This window comes from Roseateles sp., assembly GCF_049240545.1.
Classification (GTDB): domain Bacteria; phylum Pseudomonadota; class Gammaproteobacteria; order Burkholderiales; family Burkholderiaceae_C; genus Paucibacter_A.
On the sequence record NZ_JBMLSK010000107.1, the window covers coordinates 132932 to 152040 of the forward strand.

General features: G+C 64.6%; 18 protein-coding genes and 1 pseudogene. 10 read left to right on the forward strand and 9 right to left on the reverse strand.

From position 1 onward, the window contains the following. Positions 1–63: 63 nt before the first annotated feature. Positions 64–726: a DNA alkylation repair protein gene (locus tag ACOVRJ_RS07610; protein ID WP_422043278.1), complete on the forward strand. Its 663-nt coding sequence runs from the start codon at positions 64–66 to the stop codon at positions 724–726. Between the two features lie 41 nt (positions 727–767). Here the strand turns inward: ACOVRJ_RS07610 and ACOVRJ_RS07615 are convergent, their stop codons facing one another. Further along, positions 768–1124: a hypothetical protein gene (locus tag ACOVRJ_RS07615; RefSeq protein WP_422043279.1), complete on the reverse strand. Its 357-nt coding sequence runs from the start codon at positions 1122–1124 to the stop codon at positions 768–770. A 261-nt stretch (positions 1125–1385) separates the two neighbouring features. Between ACOVRJ_RS07615 and ACOVRJ_RS07620 the strand changes: the two genes are divergently transcribed. The 5 genes from ACOVRJ_RS07620 to ACOVRJ_RS07640 all read left to right on the forward strand — a co-directional run bounded on the left by ACOVRJ_RS07620 (position 1386) and on the right by ACOVRJ_RS07640 (position 6617). Continuing rightward, positions 1386–1901, forward strand: a complete 516-nt coding sequence (locus ACOVRJ_RS07620) for a nucleotidyltransferase family protein (protein WP_422043280.1) — start codon at positions 1386–1388, stop codon at positions 1899–1901. A gap of 468 nt (positions 1902–2369) precedes the next feature. Further along, positions 2370–4553: a TonB-dependent hemoglobin/transferrin/lactoferrin family receptor gene (locus tag ACOVRJ_RS07625; protein ID WP_422043281.1), complete on the forward strand. Its 2184-nt coding sequence runs from the start codon at positions 2370–2372 to the stop codon at positions 4551–4553. A gap of 26 nt (positions 4554–4579) precedes the next feature. Further along, positions 4580–5248 (forward strand): energy transducer TonB, encoded by a 669-nt coding sequence (locus ACOVRJ_RS07630; protein ID WP_422043282.1) that lies wholly within the window; start codon positions 4580–4582, stop codon positions 5246–5248. A gap of 71 nt (positions 5249–5319) precedes the next feature. Beyond that, complete coding sequence (locus ACOVRJ_RS07635; RefSeq protein WP_422043283.1) at positions 5320–6120, forward strand: DUF4198 domain-containing protein; 801 nt, start codon at positions 5320–5322, stop codon at positions 6118–6120. Between the two features lie 11 nt (positions 6121–6131). Beyond that, on the forward strand, positions 6132–6617 hold the full coding sequence (locus ACOVRJ_RS07640) for an EF-hand domain-containing protein (protein WP_422043284.1): 486 nt from the start codon (positions 6132–6134) through the stop codon (positions 6615–6617). Here the strand turns inward: ACOVRJ_RS07640 and ACOVRJ_RS07645 are convergent. Genes ACOVRJ_RS07645 through ACOVRJ_RS07665 form a run of 5 tightly spaced genes read right to left on the reverse strand, consistent with a single transcriptional unit; the run spans position 6614 to position 10311 of the window. Continuing rightward, positions 6614–8002 (reverse strand): ATP-binding protein, encoded by a 1389-nt coding sequence (locus tag ACOVRJ_RS07645; RefSeq protein WP_422043285.1) that lies wholly within the window; start codon positions 8000–8002, stop codon positions 6614–6616. The genes ACOVRJ_RS07640 and ACOVRJ_RS07645 overlap by 4 nt on opposite strands. Positions 8003–8013: 11 nt before the next feature. Further along, positions 8014–8691, reverse strand: a complete 678-nt coding sequence (locus ACOVRJ_RS07650; protein ID WP_422043286.1) for a winged helix-turn-helix domain-containing protein — start codon at positions 8689–8691, stop codon at positions 8014–8016. 20 nt (positions 8692–8711) lie between these two features. Then, the gene (locus ACOVRJ_RS07655; protein ID WP_422043287.1) at positions 8712–9449 is read right to left on the reverse strand and encodes a cytochrome b/b6 domain-containing protein; all 738 of its coding nucleotides are present in this window, start codon (positions 9447–9449) and stop codon (positions 8712–8714) included. Next, complete coding sequence (locus tag ACOVRJ_RS07660; RefSeq protein ID WP_422043288.1) at positions 9421–9900, reverse strand: diheme cytochrome c; 480 nt, start codon at positions 9898–9900, stop codon at positions 9421–9423. The genes ACOVRJ_RS07655 and ACOVRJ_RS07660 overlap by 29 nt, the downstream gene beginning before the upstream one ends. A 9-nt stretch (positions 9901–9909) precedes the next feature. Beyond that, a complete protein-coding gene (locus ACOVRJ_RS07665) occupies positions 9910–10311 on the reverse strand; it encodes a DUF1924 domain-containing protein (RefSeq protein WP_422043289.1) in 402 nt (133 codons plus the stop codon). A 111-nt stretch (positions 10312–10422) separates the two neighbouring features. Here ACOVRJ_RS07665 and ACOVRJ_RS07670 point away from each other — a divergent pair, with 111 nt between their 5' ends. The 3 genes from ACOVRJ_RS07670 to ACOVRJ_RS07680 all read left to right on the forward strand — a co-directional run bounded on the left by ACOVRJ_RS07670 (position 10423) and on the right by ACOVRJ_RS07680 (position 15957). Then, entirely contained in the window at positions 10423–12996 is a 2574-nt protein-coding gene (locus ACOVRJ_RS07670; RefSeq protein ID WP_422043290.1) for a cation-translocating P-type ATPase, read from the forward strand. A gap of 163 nt (positions 12997–13159) precedes the next feature. Then, a complete protein-coding gene (locus ACOVRJ_RS07675; RefSeq protein WP_422043291.1) occupies positions 13160–14212 on the forward strand; it encodes an ABC transporter substrate-binding protein in 1053 nt (350 codons plus the stop codon). After that, positions 14209–15957 carry a diguanylate cyclase domain-containing protein gene (locus ACOVRJ_RS07680; RefSeq protein ID WP_422043292.1) on the forward strand — a complete coding sequence of 583 codons (1749 nt, stop codon included), beginning with the start codon at positions 14209–14211 and terminating at the stop codon, positions 15955–15957. Before ACOVRJ_RS07675 ends, ACOVRJ_RS07680 begins: the two co-directional genes overlap by 4 nt. 2 nt (positions 15958–15959) lie before the next feature. Here ACOVRJ_RS07680 and ACOVRJ_RS07685 read toward each other — a convergent pair whose 3' ends face one another. The 3 genes from ACOVRJ_RS07685 to ACOVRJ_RS07695 all read right to left on the reverse strand — a co-directional run bounded on the left by ACOVRJ_RS07685 (position 15960) and on the right by ACOVRJ_RS07695 (position 18176). Next, the gene (locus ACOVRJ_RS07685; protein ID WP_422043293.1) at positions 15960–16460 is read right to left on the reverse strand and encodes an LEA type 2 family protein; all 501 of its coding nucleotides are present in this window, start codon (positions 16458–16460) and stop codon (positions 15960–15962) included. A 40-nt stretch (positions 16461–16500) separates the two neighbouring features. Continuing rightward, positions 16501–17163: an alpha/beta hydrolase gene (locus tag ACOVRJ_RS07690; RefSeq protein WP_422043294.1), complete on the reverse strand. Its 663-nt coding sequence runs from the start codon at positions 17161–17163 to the stop codon at positions 16501–16503. Positions 17164–17225: 62 nt separating this feature from the next. Then, positions 17226–18176 carry a DMT family transporter gene (locus tag ACOVRJ_RS07695; protein WP_422043295.1) on the reverse strand — a complete coding sequence of 317 codons (951 nt, stop codon included), beginning with the start codon at positions 18174–18176 and terminating at the stop codon, positions 17226–17228. A gap of 143 nt (positions 18177–18319) precedes the next feature. Here ACOVRJ_RS07695 and fadH point away from each other — a divergent pair. Further along, positions 18320–19109, forward strand: a pseudogene (fadH, locus tag ACOVRJ_RS07700) (NADPH-dependent 2,4-dienoyl-CoA reductase); the annotation flags it as partial.

A 19109-nucleotide genomic window follows, 5' to 3' on the forward strand; every position in this document is an offset into this window, starting at 1 on the left:
GCTGTATCAGTGCGCGCAGCCCTACAGTCGCGTTTGTCGGGAAACAAACGTGGAGGGTGGGGTATGGCGAAGAACTTGCCAGAGGTGCTGGCCCAGCTGCAGGCACAGGCGCGCCCCGATCAGCTGGACGCCATGGCTCGCTTTGGCCTCACCGGCGCGCAGCGCTTGGGCCTGTCGGTACCCAGCTTGCGCGCCTTGGGCAAGCAAATCGGGCCTGACCATGAACTGGCCTTGGGGCTCTGGGACAGCGCCATTCCCGACGCGCAAATCCTCGCCAGCCTGGTGGCTGAACCCAAGCGCCTGACGCTGGCGCAGATGGATTCTTGGACCCAAGGCATGCAAGCCTGGGATGTCTGCGACCAAGCCTGCTTGAACGCCTTTCGCCGCAGCCCCAAAGCCTGGGCGCGCATTCCGGTGTGGGCGGCGCAGCAGCCGGAGTTCGTCAAGCGCTGCGCGTTCTCTTTGCTGGCCGTGATGGCGGTGCATGACAAAAAGCGACCCGACGCCGACTTCATCGCCCTGCTGCCGCTGATTGCGCAAGCCGCTGACGATGACCGTAACTTTGTCAAAAAATCGGTCAACTGGGCGTTGCGCCAGATCGGCAAACGCTCGGCCCTGCTGCGCCCCGAGGCCATCGCCCTGGCCGAGCAATTGCGGCTGCGGCCCGAGAAAAGCGCCCGCTGGATTGCGGCCGACGCTTTGCGAGAGTTGCGCACTAAGCCTTAGCGTGGGCTGGCATTTGGCCGCTCAGGGCAGCTCAGGAAAGCTCAGGGCAAGGGATGGTCGCTGTGCGAGACCTCATAGCCATCGGCCACATAAGCCGGCCCCTTCATCATCCAGACGATGACGCAGCCGCAGGTGACCGTCAGTGCTAGGGACCAGACGGTGAACACCAACCCCCACATGGCGAAGTCAAACAGCTGCAGCTGGCGCAGCTGCGCGTTCAGGGCCAGCGCCGTGTCAGGGCTGGGCTGCAGGGCCTGCCAACCCCGCATGGCCAAGGCCGCCAGCAAAGGCCCAAAGGTCCCCGCCGCCAGCCAACGCGGCAAGGCCTTCAAGAGCCGCCATTCCAAGCCGGCGGGTGACCGCTGCTGATAGCCGGGGAGTTTGCGAAGCCAGTCCATGGGGCTATTTTGCGTGAAGGGCGCTGGGTATTGCGCTTGCTGAATGCAGAGCCGGGGTTGGGGGTATGGGTAAGAGGCACGTCAACGTGCGGGAGGGTCGCGGGCGGATCAGGAGTTGGCGCGAGCACATGCTCCAATGTCAGGCTGACACTGTCAGTCGCCCACACATCGCTCCTCACGCCACCTATGTCACCAATGCCATCGACAGAGGCTCGCCGCCGCCAAGAACTCATTGCGATCGTTGAAACCTCTCCTTGGGTCATGAAGGCGCTGGCCACCGTTGCATCGATGCATCTGGCGTCTTGGTGCATTGGCGCTGGTGCAGTGAGAAATCTTGTTTGGGATCGACTCCACGGGTACACAGAACCGTCGCCACTCACGGATGTTGATGTGGCCTACTTCGACGCAGACGACTTGAATCCGAAGACGGAGGCGAAACTGCAATCTGAACTGGAGGCAAGAGCTCCTGGCATCCCTTGGGAAGTCACGAATCAAGCGGCCGTGCACCTCTGGTTCGAGAGCTACTTTGGACACCCGGTTCAGCGCTTGAGCTCTCTTCAGGAAGCCGTGGCCACTTGGCCGGAATACGCGACTTCGGTGGGCATTACCCTCGACGCCAAGTCGAAGATTCAGATCATTGCCCCGTGGGGCCTGGAAGACCTTTTCAGCATCAAGATCAGAAGGAATCCGACACGCGTGAGCCTTCAAACCTTTCAGCAGCGCACGGCGCAAAAGCAGTATTCCCAGCGTTGGCCAAAGGTCGTCGTCGAAGCTTGAACCCGGCGTGTTCTAAGCCGAGCCTTCAACGATGGCAGAGCTGCGAGTCATCCAGCGTGCAGCGGCAGGGCTTGATGTTTTCAACCCTCCAAATTTTGGGGTGACTTGGCTGACTCTTGCGCTTTCTTGCCTCTTTCCGTCCTTGGTTCGTGTCCTTTGGCACCAGGTCGAAGTGATCGGGGGCCGAACGCCAGACAGGCTGTCGAAACTTCGCTGCGACAATAGCATTAATTGCGAATAATTCTCGTTTATACTTTCGAGCGTCAGCAGTCAGCGTAGACGCTCCAAGGGGTGTCGCTGTGCAACGGGGTGGGTCGGGGCTAAGAAGGTGGATCGCTTTCTTGCACCAACCGAATCGATCGGGACCTATCTTGATCGAGGCTTTGTCTCGAACTGCTGCCTCTCTCACTTCTTACCGCACAAGCCAGCACTCTTGCCAGCCCGTGTCAGTCATCAAAGGACTCGCTCATGCTGCGCAAGACTCCGGTCGCGCTGGCGCTCGTCGCCTGTTTTGCCCCCATCTCTGGGCAAGCCCAACAATCCCCTGCTACTGGCACTGAGGCCACCCGCCTTGGCGAAATCACCGTCAGCGCCACGCGAACCGAGCGGGCCAGTGACGCCGTGCCGAACACGGTCACCGTCTACGATAAGAAGCGCTTGCAGCAACGCGATGCGCGTGACTTGAAAGACTTGCTGGAAGGCGAGGTGGACTTGGCCGTGCGCGCCGTGGCGCCACGTTTCACCGCTGCAGGGTCCTCCACCGGGCGCGGCGGCAATGAAGGCATCAATATCCGCGGCCTGGAAGGCAATCAGGTGCTGATGATGATCGACGGCATCCGCATGCCGCAGAGCTTCAGCTTCGGGGCCTTCTCCAGTGGCCGGGTTGATTTCGTCGACCCCGATATGCTGGTCAGCGCGGAGGTCTTGCGCGGCCCGGCTTCTTCGCAGTTCGGCAGCGACGGCCTGGCCGGCGCGCTGAGCCTGCGCACCTTGTCGCCCGCAGACCTCTTGGGCAAAGACAAAACCCAAGCCGGATTCTTGAGCGCCAGCGCGCTGACGGTGGACCGCTCCACCAAACTCACGGGCGCCTTCGCCGGCGCGTCCGGTGCTTGGCAGGGCCTGCTGATGGCAACCGTACGCCGCGGCCATGAGACGCGCAACAGGGGTGAGAACGAGGCGGCTAACGCGACGCGTACCCGGCCCAACCCCAGCGATATCCGCAGCGAAAGCGTGTTGGCCAAGGCCGCGTTGAAGGTGGATGCCAATCAACAACTGCAAGCCAGCTTGGACCTGCGCCGTCGCAAAGTTGACACCGAGGTGCTCAGCGCACGGGCGGCGAGCTTCAGCCCGAGCACGCCCACGGCTGTGGTGGACTTGGACGCGCAGGACCAACTCGATCGCACCCGCGTCTCGCTGGAGCACAAATGGGAGGACCTGAATGCCGACTGGCTGCAATCACTGAAGACCCAGGTTTATGTGCAGAACAGCAAGACCCGCCAGTACTCCATCGAAGACCGCTATGTCTCGCCGGACCGCATTCGCGATGGATTCTATGAAGAGCAGCTGATTGGCCTGTCGAGCCAGGCGCAGACGCAGCTGAGTGGGCACCGTCTCAGCTACGGCATCGATCTGAGCCGCAACCGCATCAGCGGTCTGCGCGACGGCACCGTGCCGCCGGCCGGCGAGAGCTTCCCCAGCAAGCCTTTCCCCGATACCGACTACACGCTGGGCGGCGCCTTTGTGCAAGACGAGATCGAAGCCGGCAACTTCAGCGTGATCCCGGCCCTGCGCTTCGAGCATTACTCGCTCAAGCCCAAGACGGCGGGCTATAGCGGCGGCCAGGTGGTGTCGCTCTCGGACCAGGCGCTGACCCCGAGGCTGGGTCTGATCTGGCGCGCCGCCGCCGGCTTTCAGCCCTATGCGCAATGGGCGCTGGGATTCCGCGCCCCCACGCCCGACCAAGTCAACAACGGCTTTGCCAACCCGGCGCAGGGCTACCGAAGCATAGGCAACGCTAACTTGAAGGCTGAGCATGCGAACAGCCTGGAAGTGGGCCTGCGCGGCAAGCTGGCCGAGGTCTTGCGCTGGCAGCTCAGCGCTTATGAAAACCGCTATCGCGACTTCATTGGTCAGGAGACGGTGAGCGGCAGCGGCACGCCGGCCGACCCGCTGGTCTTTCAGTACGTCAACCTGGCCAAGGTGCGCATCCACGGTGTCGAAGCGCGTTTGATGTGGCAGCCGATCAGCGGCCTCCACCTGAGCGGCGCCATCGCCAAGTCCAGCGGCAAGACCGAACGAGACGGTGCCAGCAAGCCCTTGGAAACGGTGCAGCCGCTGCGCGCCAATCTGGCGGCGCGTTGGGAGTGGGGTGACTGGGACTTGCAAGCCGCTTGGCTGCACAGCGCGGCCAAACAGGCCTCCGCCAGCAGCTTGGCCAGCAACTTCCTAACGCCCAGCTATGACGTGATCGATGTGGGCGCGGCTTACCGCATCCAGCCGGGCTTGCGCATCGCCGCCTATGTGAGCAACCTTACCGACAAGAAGTACTGGCGTTGGTCGGATGTGCGCGGCATTGCGGCCACCAGCCCGGTGCTTGACGCCTACACCGCGCCGGGTCGGCAGCTGCAGCTGTCGATGCGGGCCGACTTCTGAGCGACTCGTCAGTAGGCAGAGCGGTCATGAATCGACTGGCGCTTGGCGCTGCCCTTGTCTTGCATGGCGGGCTTCTGGCCTTGCTGCTTGGCGCCGGCTTGCGCGGGAGCGAGGCGCCGCCACGCGAAGTCTCGACCACCGTCCGATTGATTGCGGCGCCCGCCGTGCTCGAGCGGGCGCCCTCCGCTCGCCTGCTCGGCGCCGCACCGAACCTGCAGATGCCGCAAGCCATGGCAGTAGCGATCCCCAGCTTTCTGATCAGCCCACCGCCATCGGCAGCGCCGATTGAATCGTCTCTTAGTCCGGTGGCTGTGGTGTCAAAGACGACTGAGACCCCCGCAGCGCCGCGCCCAGCTCCGGTGGAAGCAGCCAAGCCCCAGGAGGCTCGCTACCAGGCGGCCGCGCTGCCCCCAGAACACGGCCACTGCAGCGCGCGCGGCATCGAGCGGCTCTACCCGCTGATGCTGCGCGAGCGCGGCGTTGAGGGCCGGGTCGTGCTGCGCGTGCAGGTGGACGAGCAGGGCAGGGCGGCGGAGGTCGTGGTTCAGGGCGGCAGCGGCTGGCGGCTTCTGGATGAGGCCGCGCGGCAGGTGGCTTTGTCCTGTCCCTTCCAGCCGGCGCGCCGGGGTGATCAGCGCGTTTCCTCCTGGGTCGAGTACCCGGTGCAGTTCGCGCTGGGGCGGGCGGTCCAGTGAAAAACGGCAAACCCAAACGCCGGATCCAACTCAATACAGCACTTTTTTCTTCAACAGGCACAAGCAAAACTATGCACCCACTCAAGTCAAGACAACTCGGCCTTTGCCTGACCCTGCTGCTTTGCAGCGCGGCGGCTCAGGCGCACTCGCCCTATCTCAAACCCAATACCTTCGCGGCCGAAGAGCAGCGCAAGCATGTGACGGTTGAGGCCTCCTTTGCCGAAGGCGATTTGCGGCCGGACGTGGCAATGAAGTCCGAGGCTTTTCACCTGATCGGCCCGGATGGCAAGAAGCTGCCCTTGGCGCCCGCCGCGCAGCTGAAGGACGCCAGCTACCTCGAAGTACCACTGGCTGCTGGCAATGGCACTTATTTGGTCTCGTCCGGCGTGCGCAAGGGCCGCCTGGCCAAGGCGGTGCTGCGCCAAGGCAAGGTGCAGTTCATCGAGCGCAAAGACGATGTGCAAGCCGGCGATACGCCGATCGAGGTGCAAAGCATCTCCCGTGCCGATGTCTACGTCAGCCGTGGCCGACCCAGCGCGGTGGACTACGACACCGAGGGCGTCGAGATCTACCCGGTCAGCAAGCCCTATGACCTGTATGCCGGCGAGACCGTCACCGTGCGGGTGCGCGAGAACCGCAAGCCGCTCGCGGGCGAAACCCTAACGCTGATTGCCGACGGCCAGCACTACGCCAAGCAAAAGCAGGCCGAAGTGGACTTCAAGACCAACGCCGCCGGCGAAGTGAGCTTCAAGCCCAAGGATGCGGGCTTGTACTTGCTGCAGGTGCGTGTGCGTCGCCCCTCGGCCGATAACGCCGCACTGTGGCTCAGCACCACCGCCACGCTCACCCTCGAAGTCTTGCCCCAACCCTGAGGTTCAACACCATGAAACACCTGCTTCTGGCAGCCCTGCTCGGCCTGAGTGCCGTCCCCGCTCTGGCGGCTTCCCATTCCTCCACCATCTTCATCAACGAGCAAGACCTCAACGGCGACGGCAAGGTCGGCCTGGAGGAGTTCAAGCTCAGCCGCCACGTCGAGTTTGTGCGCATCGACTTCAATGCCGATGGGCTGCTGAGCGAAGCCGAGTACCTGGGCGAGTTTGAAGGCCGCCTGATGCAGCGCATCGGCAAAATGGCCGACGCCGAGCGCCGCCGCGAGGAACTGCAGCGCCAGATGCGTCAGGCCAAGGTGCGCTTCGGCGTACTGGACACGGACAAGAACGGCAGCATCAGCTTTGAAGAGTTTCAAGCGGCCGGCCTGCGCATGTTCAAGCTGCATGATCGCAATCAAGACAATGTGGTTGACGAGGCCGATGTGAAGATCGCCGAGGCGGAACGCAAGGCCGGCAAAGAGAGCTTTGTAGCGCCCTAAGCCTTCGCCTGTGCTGCATCGGGTGTGAAGCTCAAGCTCACCTGCAAGCCACCCAGGCGCTCACTTAGCCCCGCTTGCAGCACAGCGCCGTGCAGCTCGGCAATGCGCTGGGCAATGGTCCAACCCAGGCCGCTGCCGCTGGCCTCATGGCCGAGCACGCGGTAGAAACGTTCGCCCAGGCGCTGCAGCTCAGCTGCGGACATGCCGGGGCCGCTGTCGTCCACCAATAGCCGCCAGCCGCCTTCGGCCTCAGCACTCGTATCCACGGCCTGCAAGCGCAACTCCACGCGGGCACCGGCCGGGCTGTAGCGCAAGGCGTTGTCGATCAGATTGCGCAGCAGGGCGCTGATCAGGGGTTCATTGCCTTGCAGTGTTGCGCTGGCTGGCGCTTCGTCCAGGCTGAGCATCTGCCCTCGTTGCAAGGCGGCGGGAGCCAAGTCGGCCAGCACCTGGCGCAACACTTGAGCCAAATCCAATGTCTGGAAAGCCGGCCGCTCGCCCGCCTCCAGCCGGGCCAGCGTCAGCAACTGTTCGACCAAGCGGGTGGCGCGGTCGCAGCCCAGCAAGGTGGCTTGCAGCGCATGTTGGCGCAGATGGGCGTCGGGCTCGGCCAGCGCCACCTGGGCCTGGGCGCGGATGGCCGCGATGGGCATGCGCAATTCGTGGGCGGCGTCGGCGGTGAAGCGGCGCTCGGCCTGCATCAAGGCGCTGATGCGGGCGAACAAATCGTTCATCGCGCGCAGCATGGGCTGCATCTCGCTGGGCGCCGCCGGCAGGTCGAGCGGCGCCAGATCCAGCGCGCTGCGCTGCGACAGGGTCTGACCCAGCTCGCGCAGTGGCGCGGTGCCGCGCCGCACGGTCCACCACACCGCCAAGGCCAGCAAGGGCAGGCTCAGCGCCATCGGCCACAAGGCACCGCGCAGCACCGCCCACAGAATCGAGCGGCGCGAATCGAGGCGCTCGCCCACATAGACCTGCACATCGCGCTCGGCGCCAAAGGCGGCAAAGACGCGCCAGCGGCGGCCCTCGATCTCGGCGTTGCGCAGGCCTTCACGAAAGCCCTCTTCAAAACGCAGCATCGGCTCGGCCGGCGCTTGCGCCGATCGCTGCACCAGTCGGCCTTCATGAAAGACCTGAAAGGCGACCTTGTTGGCGTAGCGGTGCAGGGTGGGGGCGTCGATGGCGCGTTCGTCATCATCAGCATCCGCGCCGCTTTGCTGCGCCACCAGCAGGGCGGCGGCCTGGGCGAGGTGGCCGTCCAGCAGTTCATCGAGTTCGTGGCTGGCATCCCACCAAATCGTCACGCTGAGGCTCAACCAAAGCGCCAGCACCCCGCTCAACACCCAGGCCAGCAAGCGGCCTTGCAAGGAGGCGGGCTGCTTCATCTTCATCAGCCTCATGCGCTGGGCGCCTCTCGCATTAGCACATAACCGACACCGCGTACGGTCTGGATCAGCTCCGAGCCCAGCTTGCGACGCAGGTGGTGGATGTGCACCTCGATGGCATTGCTCTCCACCTCTTGGCCCCAGCTGTAGAGCTGCTGCTCCAGCTGCTCGCGAGAGAGCACGCGGCCGGCGGCCAGCATCAGCACCTGCAGCAAATCGAACTCCCGGGTGGACAAGGGGATGGGCGTCTCGCCACGCAGCACCGTGCGCGCGGCCGGGTCCAGCTCCAGGTCTTGCACCCGCAGCAGCTCTTGCGCCTGACCATGGGCCCGACGCAGCAGCGCACGCAATCGAGCACCCAGTTCCTGCAGATCGATGGGCTTGATCACATAGTCGTCAGCGCCGAGGTCGAGGCCGCGAATCCGGTCCGGCACTGCGTCGCGGGCCGTCAGCACCAAGACCGGCAAGCTGATCTTGTCGCGGCGCAAGCCGGCCAGCACGTCCAGCCCATCTTTCAGCGGCAGGCCTAGGTCCAGCACGGCGGCGGCGTAGGGCTGGCCCTCGGCCCGCAACTCGCGCTCGGCGGCCAGGCCGTCGCGCACCCAATCGACCACAAAACCCTGCTGGCGCAGACCGGCGCGCAGGCCGTCTCCCAGCAAGGCATCATCTTCGGCAAGCAGGATTCGCATGGCTGGATTATTGGCCCGACTTAGTCGTCGCCTTCATCTGGGTCCTGATGTCGGGCGCTGATGCCGGGTCGCTCAGCCGTGGAAAGCGGCGCCTGCTGCCATTGCCAGGTCCAAAAGCCCAACACGGCAATCAGCAGCAGTGCGGCCAGCGGGCGCAGATTCTGCTTGACCAGGTCGGGGCCAGCGCCGGGGGTGCGACCGGTCATCATGGGCAAGGCGTGGTTCTGGCGGCGCAGCAGGCTGATGCCGACAATCAAACCGATATGACCCAGCACCACGGCCAAAGTGGTGTTGCCGAGCAGTTCGTGCAGATCCTCCAACAGGTCTTCGACCCGCGCGCCACCCCATTCTTGCTCCAGGCCCAATCCGCTGAATGCGGCGGCCAGGGCTGCCAGCAAGAGAGCTGCCGCGAGCAAGGTGTTCAAACCTTGAAAACTGGCCAGCGCATTGCCACGCCCTTGCGGCCAGGCCAGCAGTTGCTGCGGCAGGCCACGCAGCTTGCTGGCCCAGCTGCCAAAGCGCACTCGCTTGGGGCCGAGCAAGCCCCAAAGTACCCGAGCCAGCACCAGGCCAATCACCGTGTAGCCCAGGGTGATGTGAACGGCATGCCAGCGCTCGCTCTCGGCGCTGAGGTAAGCACCGCTGAAACTCAGGGCCAGCAGCCAATGCAGCATGCGAGTCGGTGCATCGATGACGCGCCGACCGGGCGGGCTCACTTGGGGGATGGAATTAACGGGGGATGCGGACGCGGTGTTCATTGAAATCTCCTTGTTCGGCTTGGCGGTGGCAGGCGGCGCAGTTGGCGGCGCTCTTGATGCTGGCGCGCTGCCAGGTGGCGGCTGAAATCTCATCGTGTTGGCGAATGAACCAAGACGAGCGAGTGATGCGGTCTTGCGGCGGCGGCGGTTCCTTGCTCGCTCGTTTTGCGGTGTTGGCGTTGGCGAGCAACCAGCGCTGCAGCTCCGCCACGCTGGCCGGGTCCAGCGAAGCGTCGCTGCCGAAATGCTGGGGCAGGCTCGTCATCAGCCGCTGCCAAGACGCCGCCGGCAATAGGCCCGGCGGATAGGCCAAATGGCAGGCCGCGCATTCCTGTTGGTACTTGGGCAGCAGCGGCACGGACAGGCTGCGAGCGCCATGCTCATCGGCGCCGGCGCTGCCTTGGGCGAAGAGGGTCAGGACCGCCACGCCTATCCAAAACGTAGTTTTCATACGGCCTCCTCAGGGCTTGAGTGTCATCAACCAGGCCAGCACATCGGCCTTCTCGGCGGCGCTGCACTCGCGGCTGAGCACGTCTTTGCAATTGCGTCGAAACCATTTCTCCACCTTGACCGAGTCGCTGAAGCGGCGCGGGTTGAAGGCCGGGGCTAAGGGCTCTAGGGTCTTGCCGGTGCCGGCGTGGCGGCCGGCGCTTGTGGGCCGCGCCTGGTGGCAGGAGGCGCAGCTCCATTCACCGCCATGGCTGCGGGTGAAAAATGCCTGGCCTTGCTGGGCATTGGCGGGGCGACCGGCTTGCGCGCTGTAGTCGGCCAGCAGCTCGGCCGGCGTGGCCGCAGCGGCTGTTCCGATCTGAGCGCTGATGACAACAAGCGCAGCCAAAAGGGGGCGGTGTGCGTTTCTCATGTCTGAGATCTTGCGCGGCCCAGCTTAGGGCAGTCTTAAGGCGAAATGTCATGCATGAAGGCCTTGCGCTACATCAAGAGCAGGCCCCGAGGGCTCAGCACAATGAGACTCATGAATGAACACGCCAGCCTCGCAGCAGACTCAGGCCTGAGCCAAACTCAGGCCGACCGGCTCTTGGCTGAAGACGGCCCCAACGAGCTGAGTCCGCCGAAGAAGCGCCGCGCCTGGCACATCTTGGCCGACTTGGCGCGCGAGCCGATGTTGCAGCTCTTGCTGGCCGCCGGTGCGGTCTATCTGCTGCTGGGCAACCGGGGCGAGGCGTTGATGCTGCTGGCATTTGTGCTGCTGACGGTGATCATCAGCGTCAGCCAAGAGCAGCGTACCGAACGGGTGCTGGAAGCGCTGCGTGATCTGAGCAGCCCGCGCGCCCAAGTCATCCGTGATGGCAAGACGCTGCGCATCGCAGGCCGAGAGCTGGTCTGTGGTGATTTGTTGTTATTGACCGAGGGTGATCGGGTCGCGGCCGACGCGCAGCTCTTGCAGGCCAATGATCTGCAGTGCGATGAGTCCTTGCTCAGCGGTGAGTCCTTGGCCGTGGCCAAGCACAGCCAGGAGCCGGGTCAGGCCCTTGGCGAGCAGCACCAGGTCTTTGCCGGCACCTTGGTGGTCAGCGGGCAGGGGCGGGCGCGCGTCACCGCCACCGGGCCGCGCACCGAGATGGGCCGTATCGGCAAGTCTTTGGCCGAGATCGACATCCCGCCCACGCCCTTGCACCAACAAACGCGGCGCTTGGTGCGCATCTTCTCGGTGATTGGTCTGAGCCTCAGCCTCTTGCTCTTCTTGATCTATGGCCTGGCGCGCGGCGAGTGGTTGAGCGGCCTGCTGGCCGGCATCACCCTGGCCATGTCTATGTTGCCGCAGGAGTTCTTGCTGATCCTGACCGTTTTCATGGCCATGGGCGCTTGGCGTTTGTCGCGCCAGCAAGTGCTGACCCGCCGCCCCGCGACCATTGAAACCCTGGGCTCGGCCACGGTCTTGTGCACCGACAAGACCGGCACCTTGACGCTCAATCAAATGGCCGTGGCTGAGCTGACTGCTTACATGCCCGGTCCAGGCGGGGCTGCTTCATTGCTGACTTGGTCCGTGGGTGACAAGCCCTTGCCTGCGGGCCTGCATCCCCTGCTGGAGTGGGCCGTCTTGGCCAGCGAGCGTGAGCCCTTTGACCCGATGGAGCGTAGCTTGCTGGCCTTGGCCCAGGCCCAGTTGCCGGCTGAGGCTTTGCATCCCGCTTGGGTCTTGGTGCATGAATACGCGCTCAGCCCCAGCTTGCCCGCCATGACTCATGTTTGGCAGACCGAAGACCAAGCCTCGCATGCGGTGGCCATCAAGGGCGCGGTGGAAGCTGTGCTGGCCTTGTGCGCACCGGAGCCTCAGCTTCGGGCGGCCGTGCAGGCGCAGACCGAGGCCATGGCCGCACGCGGCCTGCGCGTTTTGGCGGTGGCCCAAGCCGAATGGCCGGGCCCGCCCTGGCCGGCCGAGCCGGCGGGCTTTGCCTTCAAGCTGCTGGGCTTGCTGGCCTTTGCTGACCCGCTGCGGCCCGAGGTGCCGGCGGCGATTGCCGAGTGTCGGGCGGCTGGCCTGCGTGTCTTGATGGTGACTGGCGATCACCCGGCCACGGCCTTGGCCATCGCAGGCCAAGCCGGCTTGCTGCCTTCGGGCGCCACGGCCCAAGCGCTGACGGGCACCGATATGGCCGGCTTGAGTGACGCTGAAATGCAGCGTCAGGTGCAAAGCCTGCAGGTCTTTGCTCGCATCAAGCCGGCGCAAAAACTGGCGCTGGTGGAGGCTTTGAAGGCCCAGGGCGAGGTGGTGGCCATGACGGGCGACGGCGTCAATGACGCGCCCTCGCTGAAGGCCGCCCATATCGGCATTGCCATGGGCGGGCGCGGCACCGATGTGGCGCGCGAGGCGGCCAGCCTGGTTCTACTGGACGACAACTTTGCGTCCATCGTGCATGCGGTGCGCCTGGGGCGGCGCATTTTTGACAATCTGCGCAAGGCTCTGGCTTTTGTGATGGCGGTGCATGTGCCGATCGCGGGCCTGTCCTTGCTGCCTTTGCTGCTGGGCTGGCCGGTGATCTTGTCGCCGGTGCATATCGCGTTCTTGGAGTTGCTGATCGACCCGGTGTGCTCGGTGGTGTTTGAAGCCGAGCCCGAGGAGGCCGATGTGATGAGCCGCCCGCCGCGCGATCCGGCGGCGCCTTTGTTCTCTACCGGTCTTGTGCTGTGGAGCTTGGCGCAAGGTGGGGTGCTGCTGCTGGCCGTGGGGGGCTGGTTTGCGTCGCTCTTGTCGGCGGGCGTGGAGGAGGCGCAGGCGCGGGCCTTGGCCTTCACCGCCCTGGTGGCCTGCGATATGGCTTTGATCTTGGCGAATCGCTCCATGTCCGGCGGCATGGTGAAGGGTTGGTTGCGGCCCAATCGCCTGCTCTGGCTGATGTTGGGCGGCACCGTGGCGCTGCTGGCCCTGGCCTTGGGTGTGCCGGTCTTGCGCGAGGTGTTTCGCTTTGCGCTGCCCCCGCTGCCTTTGTTGGGCGGAGCGCTGGGCTTGGGACTGCTAGTCTTGCTGTTGCTGGAGGCCTTCAAACGCTTGCTTTGGCGCGGTCTGCGGGCTCGACCAGCGGCCTGATTCGACCCTTCTGTGTGCTAAAAGTAACGGACGATGCCCAGACACCCAGGCCTTTCAAGGAAAAGTCAGCGGCATAGCGCAGTATTCGAGTTTGATCCAAGCATTCTTCAGGCATTGCGGGCCACGCGTCCCGTGCCGAACTTCAAACCCAATGCATGTGGCCATGTGGCAGCGAAGAGATTTTTGTAAGCATTTGAGCACGGCGCTGGTGTCCGTGGCGGCGCCCGCCTGGGCGGCAGAGGGCAAGCGGCTGCGCGTGCTGGCCTGGCCGGGCTATGCCGAACCCGAGGTGCTGAAGCGTTTTGAGCAGCGCACCGGCGCCCAGGTCGCGCTGACGGTGATCGATTCCGATGTGGATCTGTGGCAGAAAGTCAATGCTCGGCAAGGCGGAGACTTTGATGTCTTCGCTGTCAATACGGCGGAGATCCGGCGCTATGTTCGTCAAGACCTGTTGGCCGAGATCAAGCCCAGCTTGGTTCCCAACCTGGCCAAGCAGCTGCCGCGATTTCGCAGCGGCAGCGCCATGGCCGGTTTGAGCGTTGAAGGTCGGCGTTATGGCGTCCCTTTCACCTTTGCAGAAATGGGCCTGATCTATGACCGCAGCCGGGTGCCGGCAGCGCCGGACTCGATCGCCGCCCTGTGGGACACGCGCTATCGGGGGCGCGTCATCGCCTATGACGGCGGCACGCACAACTTCAGCTTGGCGGCCCAAAGCCTGGGCTTGCCCACGCCTTTCGCCATCCCGGCCTCGAGCTGGCCTGCAGCGGTGGATCGCTTGATTGCGCTGCGTCGCAATGCCGGGGGCTTCTACACCGGGCCGGAGGAATCGGTGGCTTTGTTCAAGCGTCGCCAAGCGGTGCTGATGCTGGCCAATTTTGGTCGCCAGCAATTGCTGCAGCTGAGGGCCGCCGGCGTGGATGCGGCCTATGCGATTCCCAAGGAGGGCGCACTGGCCTGGCTGGACTGCTGGGTCGTGACGCGGGCGGCGCAAGACGCACAACTGGCGCACGCCTGGATCAACCATGTGCTGGAAGACGAAGCCAGCCGCCTGCTGGGCAGCCGCCAAGGCCTGGGCAATACCACCCTGGAATCGTCCGACTACCGGGCCGAGGACCCGCTGATCTGGCTGCAGCCGGTGGAAAGCGAAGAGCGGCGCAATCAGCTATGGGCCCGCATCATCTCGGGCGATCGCGCATCGAGAGTCTTGGCACCATGAAGAAATCGCAACGTCAGGGCATTGCCGTCAAGCTGGGCCTTTTGCTGGCCGCCGTCGGTGTGATGGCGGCCGGGCTGACGGGGTTTTATGCCTATGAGGCCAGCCGAGACATGCTGGTCAATGCCGCCAAAGAAGAGTTGCTGACCTCGACCCGTGTGCTGGCAAGGCGCATCTCGGTGAGTCGGGAGGAAATCAGCCGCCATCTGCAGGTCTTGAGCAACCATCCGGCGGCGGTCGAGGCTTTGCTCAAGCCCGGCGAGCCAGCAGCGGCCGAGCAGATGGCCACCTTGTTCAGCCAATTCATGGCTGCTAATCCGGCCTACTTCCAGCTGCGCTTGGTGTCCGCCAGCGACTATGGGCTGGAGCGCGTCCGGGTGGATCGCCGCAGCAGCGGTCTGGTGCGGGTGCAGGGCTTGGACCTGCAGGAGAAGGGCCATTACGACTACGTGGCCGACACCTTGAAGCTGGCCGCGGGCGAGACCTATTTGTCCCGCGTCAGCATCAACCATGAAGTCAGCGCCAATGCCGGGCAGAACCAGCCCACGCTGCAGCTGGCCATGCCGGTGCGTGAGGCTGCCGGCCCGGGTGCGGGCTCTGGCGACGCCTTGGGTCTGGTGGTGGTCAATGTGGACCTGCAAGGCATATTTGCCTTGTTGAAGGCGGACTTGCCGGTCAACTATCAGGTCTTTTTGGCGAATGCCGAAGGCGACATCCTGATCCATCCGGATGCGGGCAAGACCTTCGGTTTCGATCGGGGGCAGCGTCAGCTGATTCAAGACGATATGCCGCCGACGCTGGACCTGGTGCAAGGCAAGAAGAACCAGGTCGTCTTTGAGGCGAGCGAAAACGTCTATGCCCAAACCCCCATCGTGGCCGCCTTCATGGCCCAGGGCATCAAGGTGCATTCGTCTGAAAGCCGCATGGTGCTGGGCCTGGGCGAGCCGCTCGAAGATGTTTTGGGCCGCACCCGTGAGCTGGCTCTGGCCACTTTGCAGATCGTGGCCGCCTTGTGCCTGCTTTGCCTCTTGTTGGCCATGGGGCTGGCGCGCTTCTTTGCCCGCCCCATCAATGCGGTGAGCGAGGCCGCTCAGCGCTTTGCCCAAGGCCTGCCGGCCGGCCCCTTGCCCTTGACTCGGCAGGATGAGATCGGCAGCTTGGCCCGCAACTTTGCTCAGATGCAGGAACAAATCAAGCAGCAGATGGCCGACCTGGTGCGCAAGCAAGAGGCCTTGGAGCATTTGGCGCAGCATGACATGCTGACCGGTCTGCCGAACCGGCGCCTGCTGGAGGGGCGGCTCGATACCGCCATTGCGCATGCCAAACGACACGGCGGAGGCGTCTGCGTCTTGTTCATCGACCTGGACCGATTCAAGCAACTGAACGATCGCTTTTGCCATGATGCCGGCGATGCGGTCTTGAAGATCGTGGCCGAGCGGCTGCAGGGCATGATGCGCGAGGTGGACACCGTGGCGCGCCTCGGTGGCGATGAGTTCGTGGTGCTGCTGGACGCCCAGACCAGCATGGCCCATGTGGCGGCCATCGCCGAAAAGCTACTCAATGGCCTGACCGCGCCGATTGCCTATGAAGGCCATCAGCTGCAGCTGGGGGCCAGCATCGGCATGGGCCGCTACCCGCAAGATGGCCACACCCGCGCCGAAATCATGGCCAAGGCCGACAAGGCGATGTACGAGGCCAAGGCCGTGGGCCAGGGCGGGGTGCGCTTCTACTCCGAGAGCAAGACCTAGGCTCAGTTCGGCAGTTTCAGCGTCCCGCTGCTGTTGAATCGCACGGTGCCGAACAAGCCGCCCGCCAGCTTGCCGGTGAGCACATAAGGCATCTCGCCTTTGTCGGCCGCTCCGGGCAGGCTGAGGGCCTGTCGCACGGCCGACAGGGCCGAGACCGTCAGGGGAACCTCAAGCACGCTCTCGCCAAAGCGCGGCACCAGGCCTTTATGGCCGCTGACACCGCTGGCAAAGCTCTTGCCGTTGAGATCTAGCTCCAGCGCCACGCCCTCGTATTCAATGGCGGCCGCATTGGGGTTCTGCACCCTCAGCTTGACCAGAAAACGCAACTCCAGCCCTTCGCCACGCAGCGATTCAATGCCGGCCACCTGAACCTTCAGCGCGTCGCGATGCGCTAGGCCGGCGCAGCCCGGCAGGAGCAGCAGCAGACTCAGGGCCGCGAGCAGCCAGCACAGGCCTCGCGCGGCTGTGGAGGTCGACCAGGGACGGGGAAAAGCAGCGTTCATGGCATCAGAAATTTGCTCATTAGGCTGCCAGCATAATCTTCTATTTCAAGACCTGCAGCAGCCAGCGGTTCAAGTCATTGACCTCTTCCATGCACATCGAGTGCGCCATGGGGTAATCGTGCCATTCGATCGGGTAGCCCAGGGTGGCCAAGGCATCGCGTGCGGTGCGACCGCGCTCGATGGCCACCACATCGTCTTGGCTGCCGTGGGCTAGGAAGAGCGGCGTCTCGGCATTGGCGGCGTGGCGTTCGGCGGCGGTGCTGGCCATCAAAGGCAGATAGCCCGACATGCCCGCCAGCCCAGCCAGGCGCGCGGGGTAGCGCAAGCCCGCCAACAGCGTCATGGCACAGCCTTGCGAGAAGCCTGCCAGCACAATGCGATGTGCGGGCACGCCACGTTCGCGCTCACGGTCGATCAAGGCATGAACCTCGCGGATGGAGTCTCGCAAGCCTGCTTCGTCCTCGCGTCGATGGGTTTCCAAACCGTAGAGGTCGTACCAGGCCCGCATCACATAGCCATTGTTCAGCGTCACCGGCCGCTCCTTGGCGCGCGGCATCACGCAGCGCAGCGGGCCCACCTCGGCCAGCTGCAGGGCATCGACCATGGGAACGAAGTCGGCGCCGTCGGCGCCCAGGCCGTGCAGGACGATCAAGCTGGCGCGGGCTTCGCCGGCGGGGTGCATTTCTATGGTTTGCAAAGTCATGGTGCGGGGCTCTGAAGGCTGCGAGAAATGGAGGGCATGGTAGCGACTTGTGCGCGGGCTTCTCAGTCCAGAGGCAAGACCGACTCGATCGGCCGGGCCTTGGGCTGGGGCGCAAACTGCGCCCAGGCCACACCGGCCAGCGTGATGGCGGCGCCCATCAGCTTGGGTGCGGTGAATTGCTCGCCGGTGCTGAACCAGGCGGCGATGCCTGCAATCGGCGGCATCAGGTAAATCAAGGGTGCCGTGCGCGCCACGCCGCGCTCGGCATTCACCCAGCCCCAGGCCAGCCAGGTCAGAAAGCCAATGCCGACGATGCCCCACACGGTGCCCAGCCACAGCAGCGGCGACACGGCGACCCAATTCACCGTCCGCGCCACCGGCCAGGCGTAGGCCAGCACCGGCAAGGTGGCCGCCAAGCTGGCGTAACACATCACCAGCACGGCGCCGTGGCGGGCGATCAATGGCTTGGCGGCCACGGTGTAGTAGCTGAACATCGCGGCGGCCAGCAGCAAAATGGCGTCACCGCCGCTGGCGCGCCAGTTGGCGGCCAAGAGCTTGTCCGACATGAAGAGCAAGGCGCCTCCCGCCGCGACGGCAATACCGGCCAGTTGCGCCGGGCGCAGTTTTTCAATGCCGAAGGCGCGCAGGATCAGCAAGGTGAACACCGGCCCGCAGGCCAGCAGCACCGAGCTTGAAAACGGGGTGGAGAAATGAATGCCATAGCTGCTCAAGGCCAGATGCAGGCCCTGGCCCAGCAGGCCTAAGCGCACCAGCGCCCAGGCGTCGCTGCTTGACACGCGCGGCCAGCGCAGGCCGTAGCGATGCAGCAGCAGACCGATCACCAGCAGCGGCATCAGTGCGAAGCGCAGGAACAAAAAGCCTTCCGGCTGCATGGCCGTCAGCAGCGCCTTTTGCAAGGGGAAGTTCAGCCCCCAGGCGATGACGATGGCGAGACCGACGGCCAGGCTGTAGCGAGCGTAGGGGCTTGGGGAGGGGCGGGCATCGGCAGACATGCGCGCATCTTGCCTCAGCCCCGTTTGACCCGCCGTTCGGCACTTGCAGGGAGTAGGGCGAGCTCTCCAAAGCAGGGCAAGCACGGGGGAGGGGCGGGGGATCGACTGCTAGCATCAAAAATTCACTTGCCCCGGAGCCGCCCATGACCTACCCCCATCTGCTTGAACCGCTGGATCTGGGCTTCACCACCCTGAAGAACCGCGTCTTGATGGGCAGCATGCACACCGGGCTTGAAGATGGGCGCAAGCATTTCGACCGCATGGCCGAGTACTTCGCCGAGCGCGCGCGCGGCGAGGTGGGCCTGATCGTGACCGGCGGCTATGCGCCCAATATCGAAGGCTGGGCCAAGCCCTTTGCTGGCACGCTGGCCACCTCGGGCGCGGCGCGCCGCCACAGTGTGGTGACCAAGGCGGTGCATGCCGAGGGCGGCAAGATTGCGCTGCAGATCCTGCACACCGGGCGCTATGGCTACCAGCCCTTTTGCGTGGCGCCTTCGCGCATTCAGTCGCCGATTTCGCCCTTCACCCCGCGTGAGCTGAGCGAGCGCGGCATCGAGCGGCAGATCCGCGCCTTCATCCGCTGCGCCAAGCTGGCCCGCGAGGCCGGCTACGACGGTGTGGAGGTGATGGGCTCCGAAGGCTATTTCATCAACCAGTTCTTGGTCAGCGCGACCAACCAGCGCACGGACGGCTGGGGCGGCAGCTATGCCAATCGCATGCGGCTGGCGATTGAGATCCTGACGCGCATGCGCGAGGCCGTGGGGCCGGACTTCATCATCATCTACCGGCTCTCGATGCTGGACCTGATCCCCAACGGCAGCTCCTGGGACGAAGTGCTGGAGCTGGCGCGCGGCGTGGTCAAGGCGGGTGCGACCTTGATCAACACCGGCATCGGCTGGCACGAGGCGCGCATCCCCACCATCGCCACCAGCG

Bases quoted from the DNA above. Each gene is read 5' to 3' on its own strand.
- ACOVRJ_RS07610 (WP_422043278.1), top strand. From the start codon at position 64: ATGGCGAAGAACTTGCCAGAGGTGCTGGCCCAGCTGCAGGCACAGGCG.
- ACOVRJ_RS07615 (WP_422043279.1), bottom strand. From the start codon at position 1,124: ATGGACTGGCTTCGCAAACTCCCCGGCTATCAGCAGCGGTCACCCGCC.
- ACOVRJ_RS07620 (WP_422043280.1), top strand. From the start codon at position 1,386: ATGAAGGCGCTGGCCACCGTTGCATCGATGCATCTGGCGTCTTGGTGC.
- ACOVRJ_RS07625 (WP_422043281.1), top strand. From the start codon at position 2,370: ATGCTGCGCAAGACTCCGGTCGCGCTGGCGCTCGTCGCCTGTTTTGCC.
- ACOVRJ_RS07630 (WP_422043282.1), top strand. From the start codon at position 4,580: ATGAATCGACTGGCGCTTGGCGCTGCCCTTGTCTTGCATGGCGGGCTT.
- ACOVRJ_RS07635 (WP_422043283.1), top strand. From the start codon at position 5,320: ATGCACCCACTCAAGTCAAGACAACTCGGCCTTTGCCTGACCCTGCTG.
- ACOVRJ_RS07640 (WP_422043284.1), top strand. From the start codon at position 6,132: ATGAAACACCTGCTTCTGGCAGCCCTGCTCGGCCTGAGTGCCGTCCCC.
- ACOVRJ_RS07645 (WP_422043285.1), bottom strand. From the start codon at position 8,002: ATGAAGCAGCCCGCCTCCTTGCAAGGCCGCTTGCTGGCCTGGGTGTTG.
- ACOVRJ_RS07650 (WP_422043286.1), bottom strand. From the start codon at position 8,691: ATGCGAATCCTGCTTGCCGAAGATGATGCCTTGCTGGGAGACGGCCTG.
- ACOVRJ_RS07655 (WP_422043287.1), bottom strand. From the start codon at position 9,449: ATGAACACCGCGTCCGCATCCCCCGTTAATTCCATCCCCCAAGTGAGC.
- ACOVRJ_RS07660 (WP_422043288.1), bottom strand. From the start codon at position 9,900: ATGAAAACTACGTTTTGGATAGGCGTGGCGGTCCTGACCCTCTTCGCC.
- ACOVRJ_RS07665 (WP_422043289.1), bottom strand. From the start codon at position 10,311: ATGAGAAACGCACACCGCCCCCTTTTGGCTGCGCTTGTTGTCATCAGC.
- ACOVRJ_RS07670 (WP_422043290.1), top strand. From the start codon at position 10,423: ATGAATGAACACGCCAGCCTCGCAGCAGACTCAGGCCTGAGCCAAACT.
- ACOVRJ_RS07675 (WP_422043291.1), top strand. From the start codon at position 13,160: ATGTGGCAGCGAAGAGATTTTTGTAAGCATTTGAGCACGGCGCTGGTG.
- ACOVRJ_RS07680 (WP_422043292.1), top strand. From the start codon at position 14,209: ATGAAGAAATCGCAACGTCAGGGCATTGCCGTCAAGCTGGGCCTTTTG.
- ACOVRJ_RS07685 (WP_422043293.1), bottom strand. From the start codon at position 16,460: ATGAACGCTGCTTTTCCCCGTCCCTGGTCGACCTCCACAGCCGCGCGA.
- ACOVRJ_RS07690 (WP_422043294.1), bottom strand. From the start codon at position 17,163: ATGACTTTGCAAACCATAGAAATGCACCCCGCCGGCGAAGCCCGCGCC.
- ACOVRJ_RS07695 (WP_422043295.1), bottom strand. From the start codon at position 18,176: ATGTCTGCCGATGCCCGCCCCTCCCCAAGCCCCTACGCTCGCTACAGC.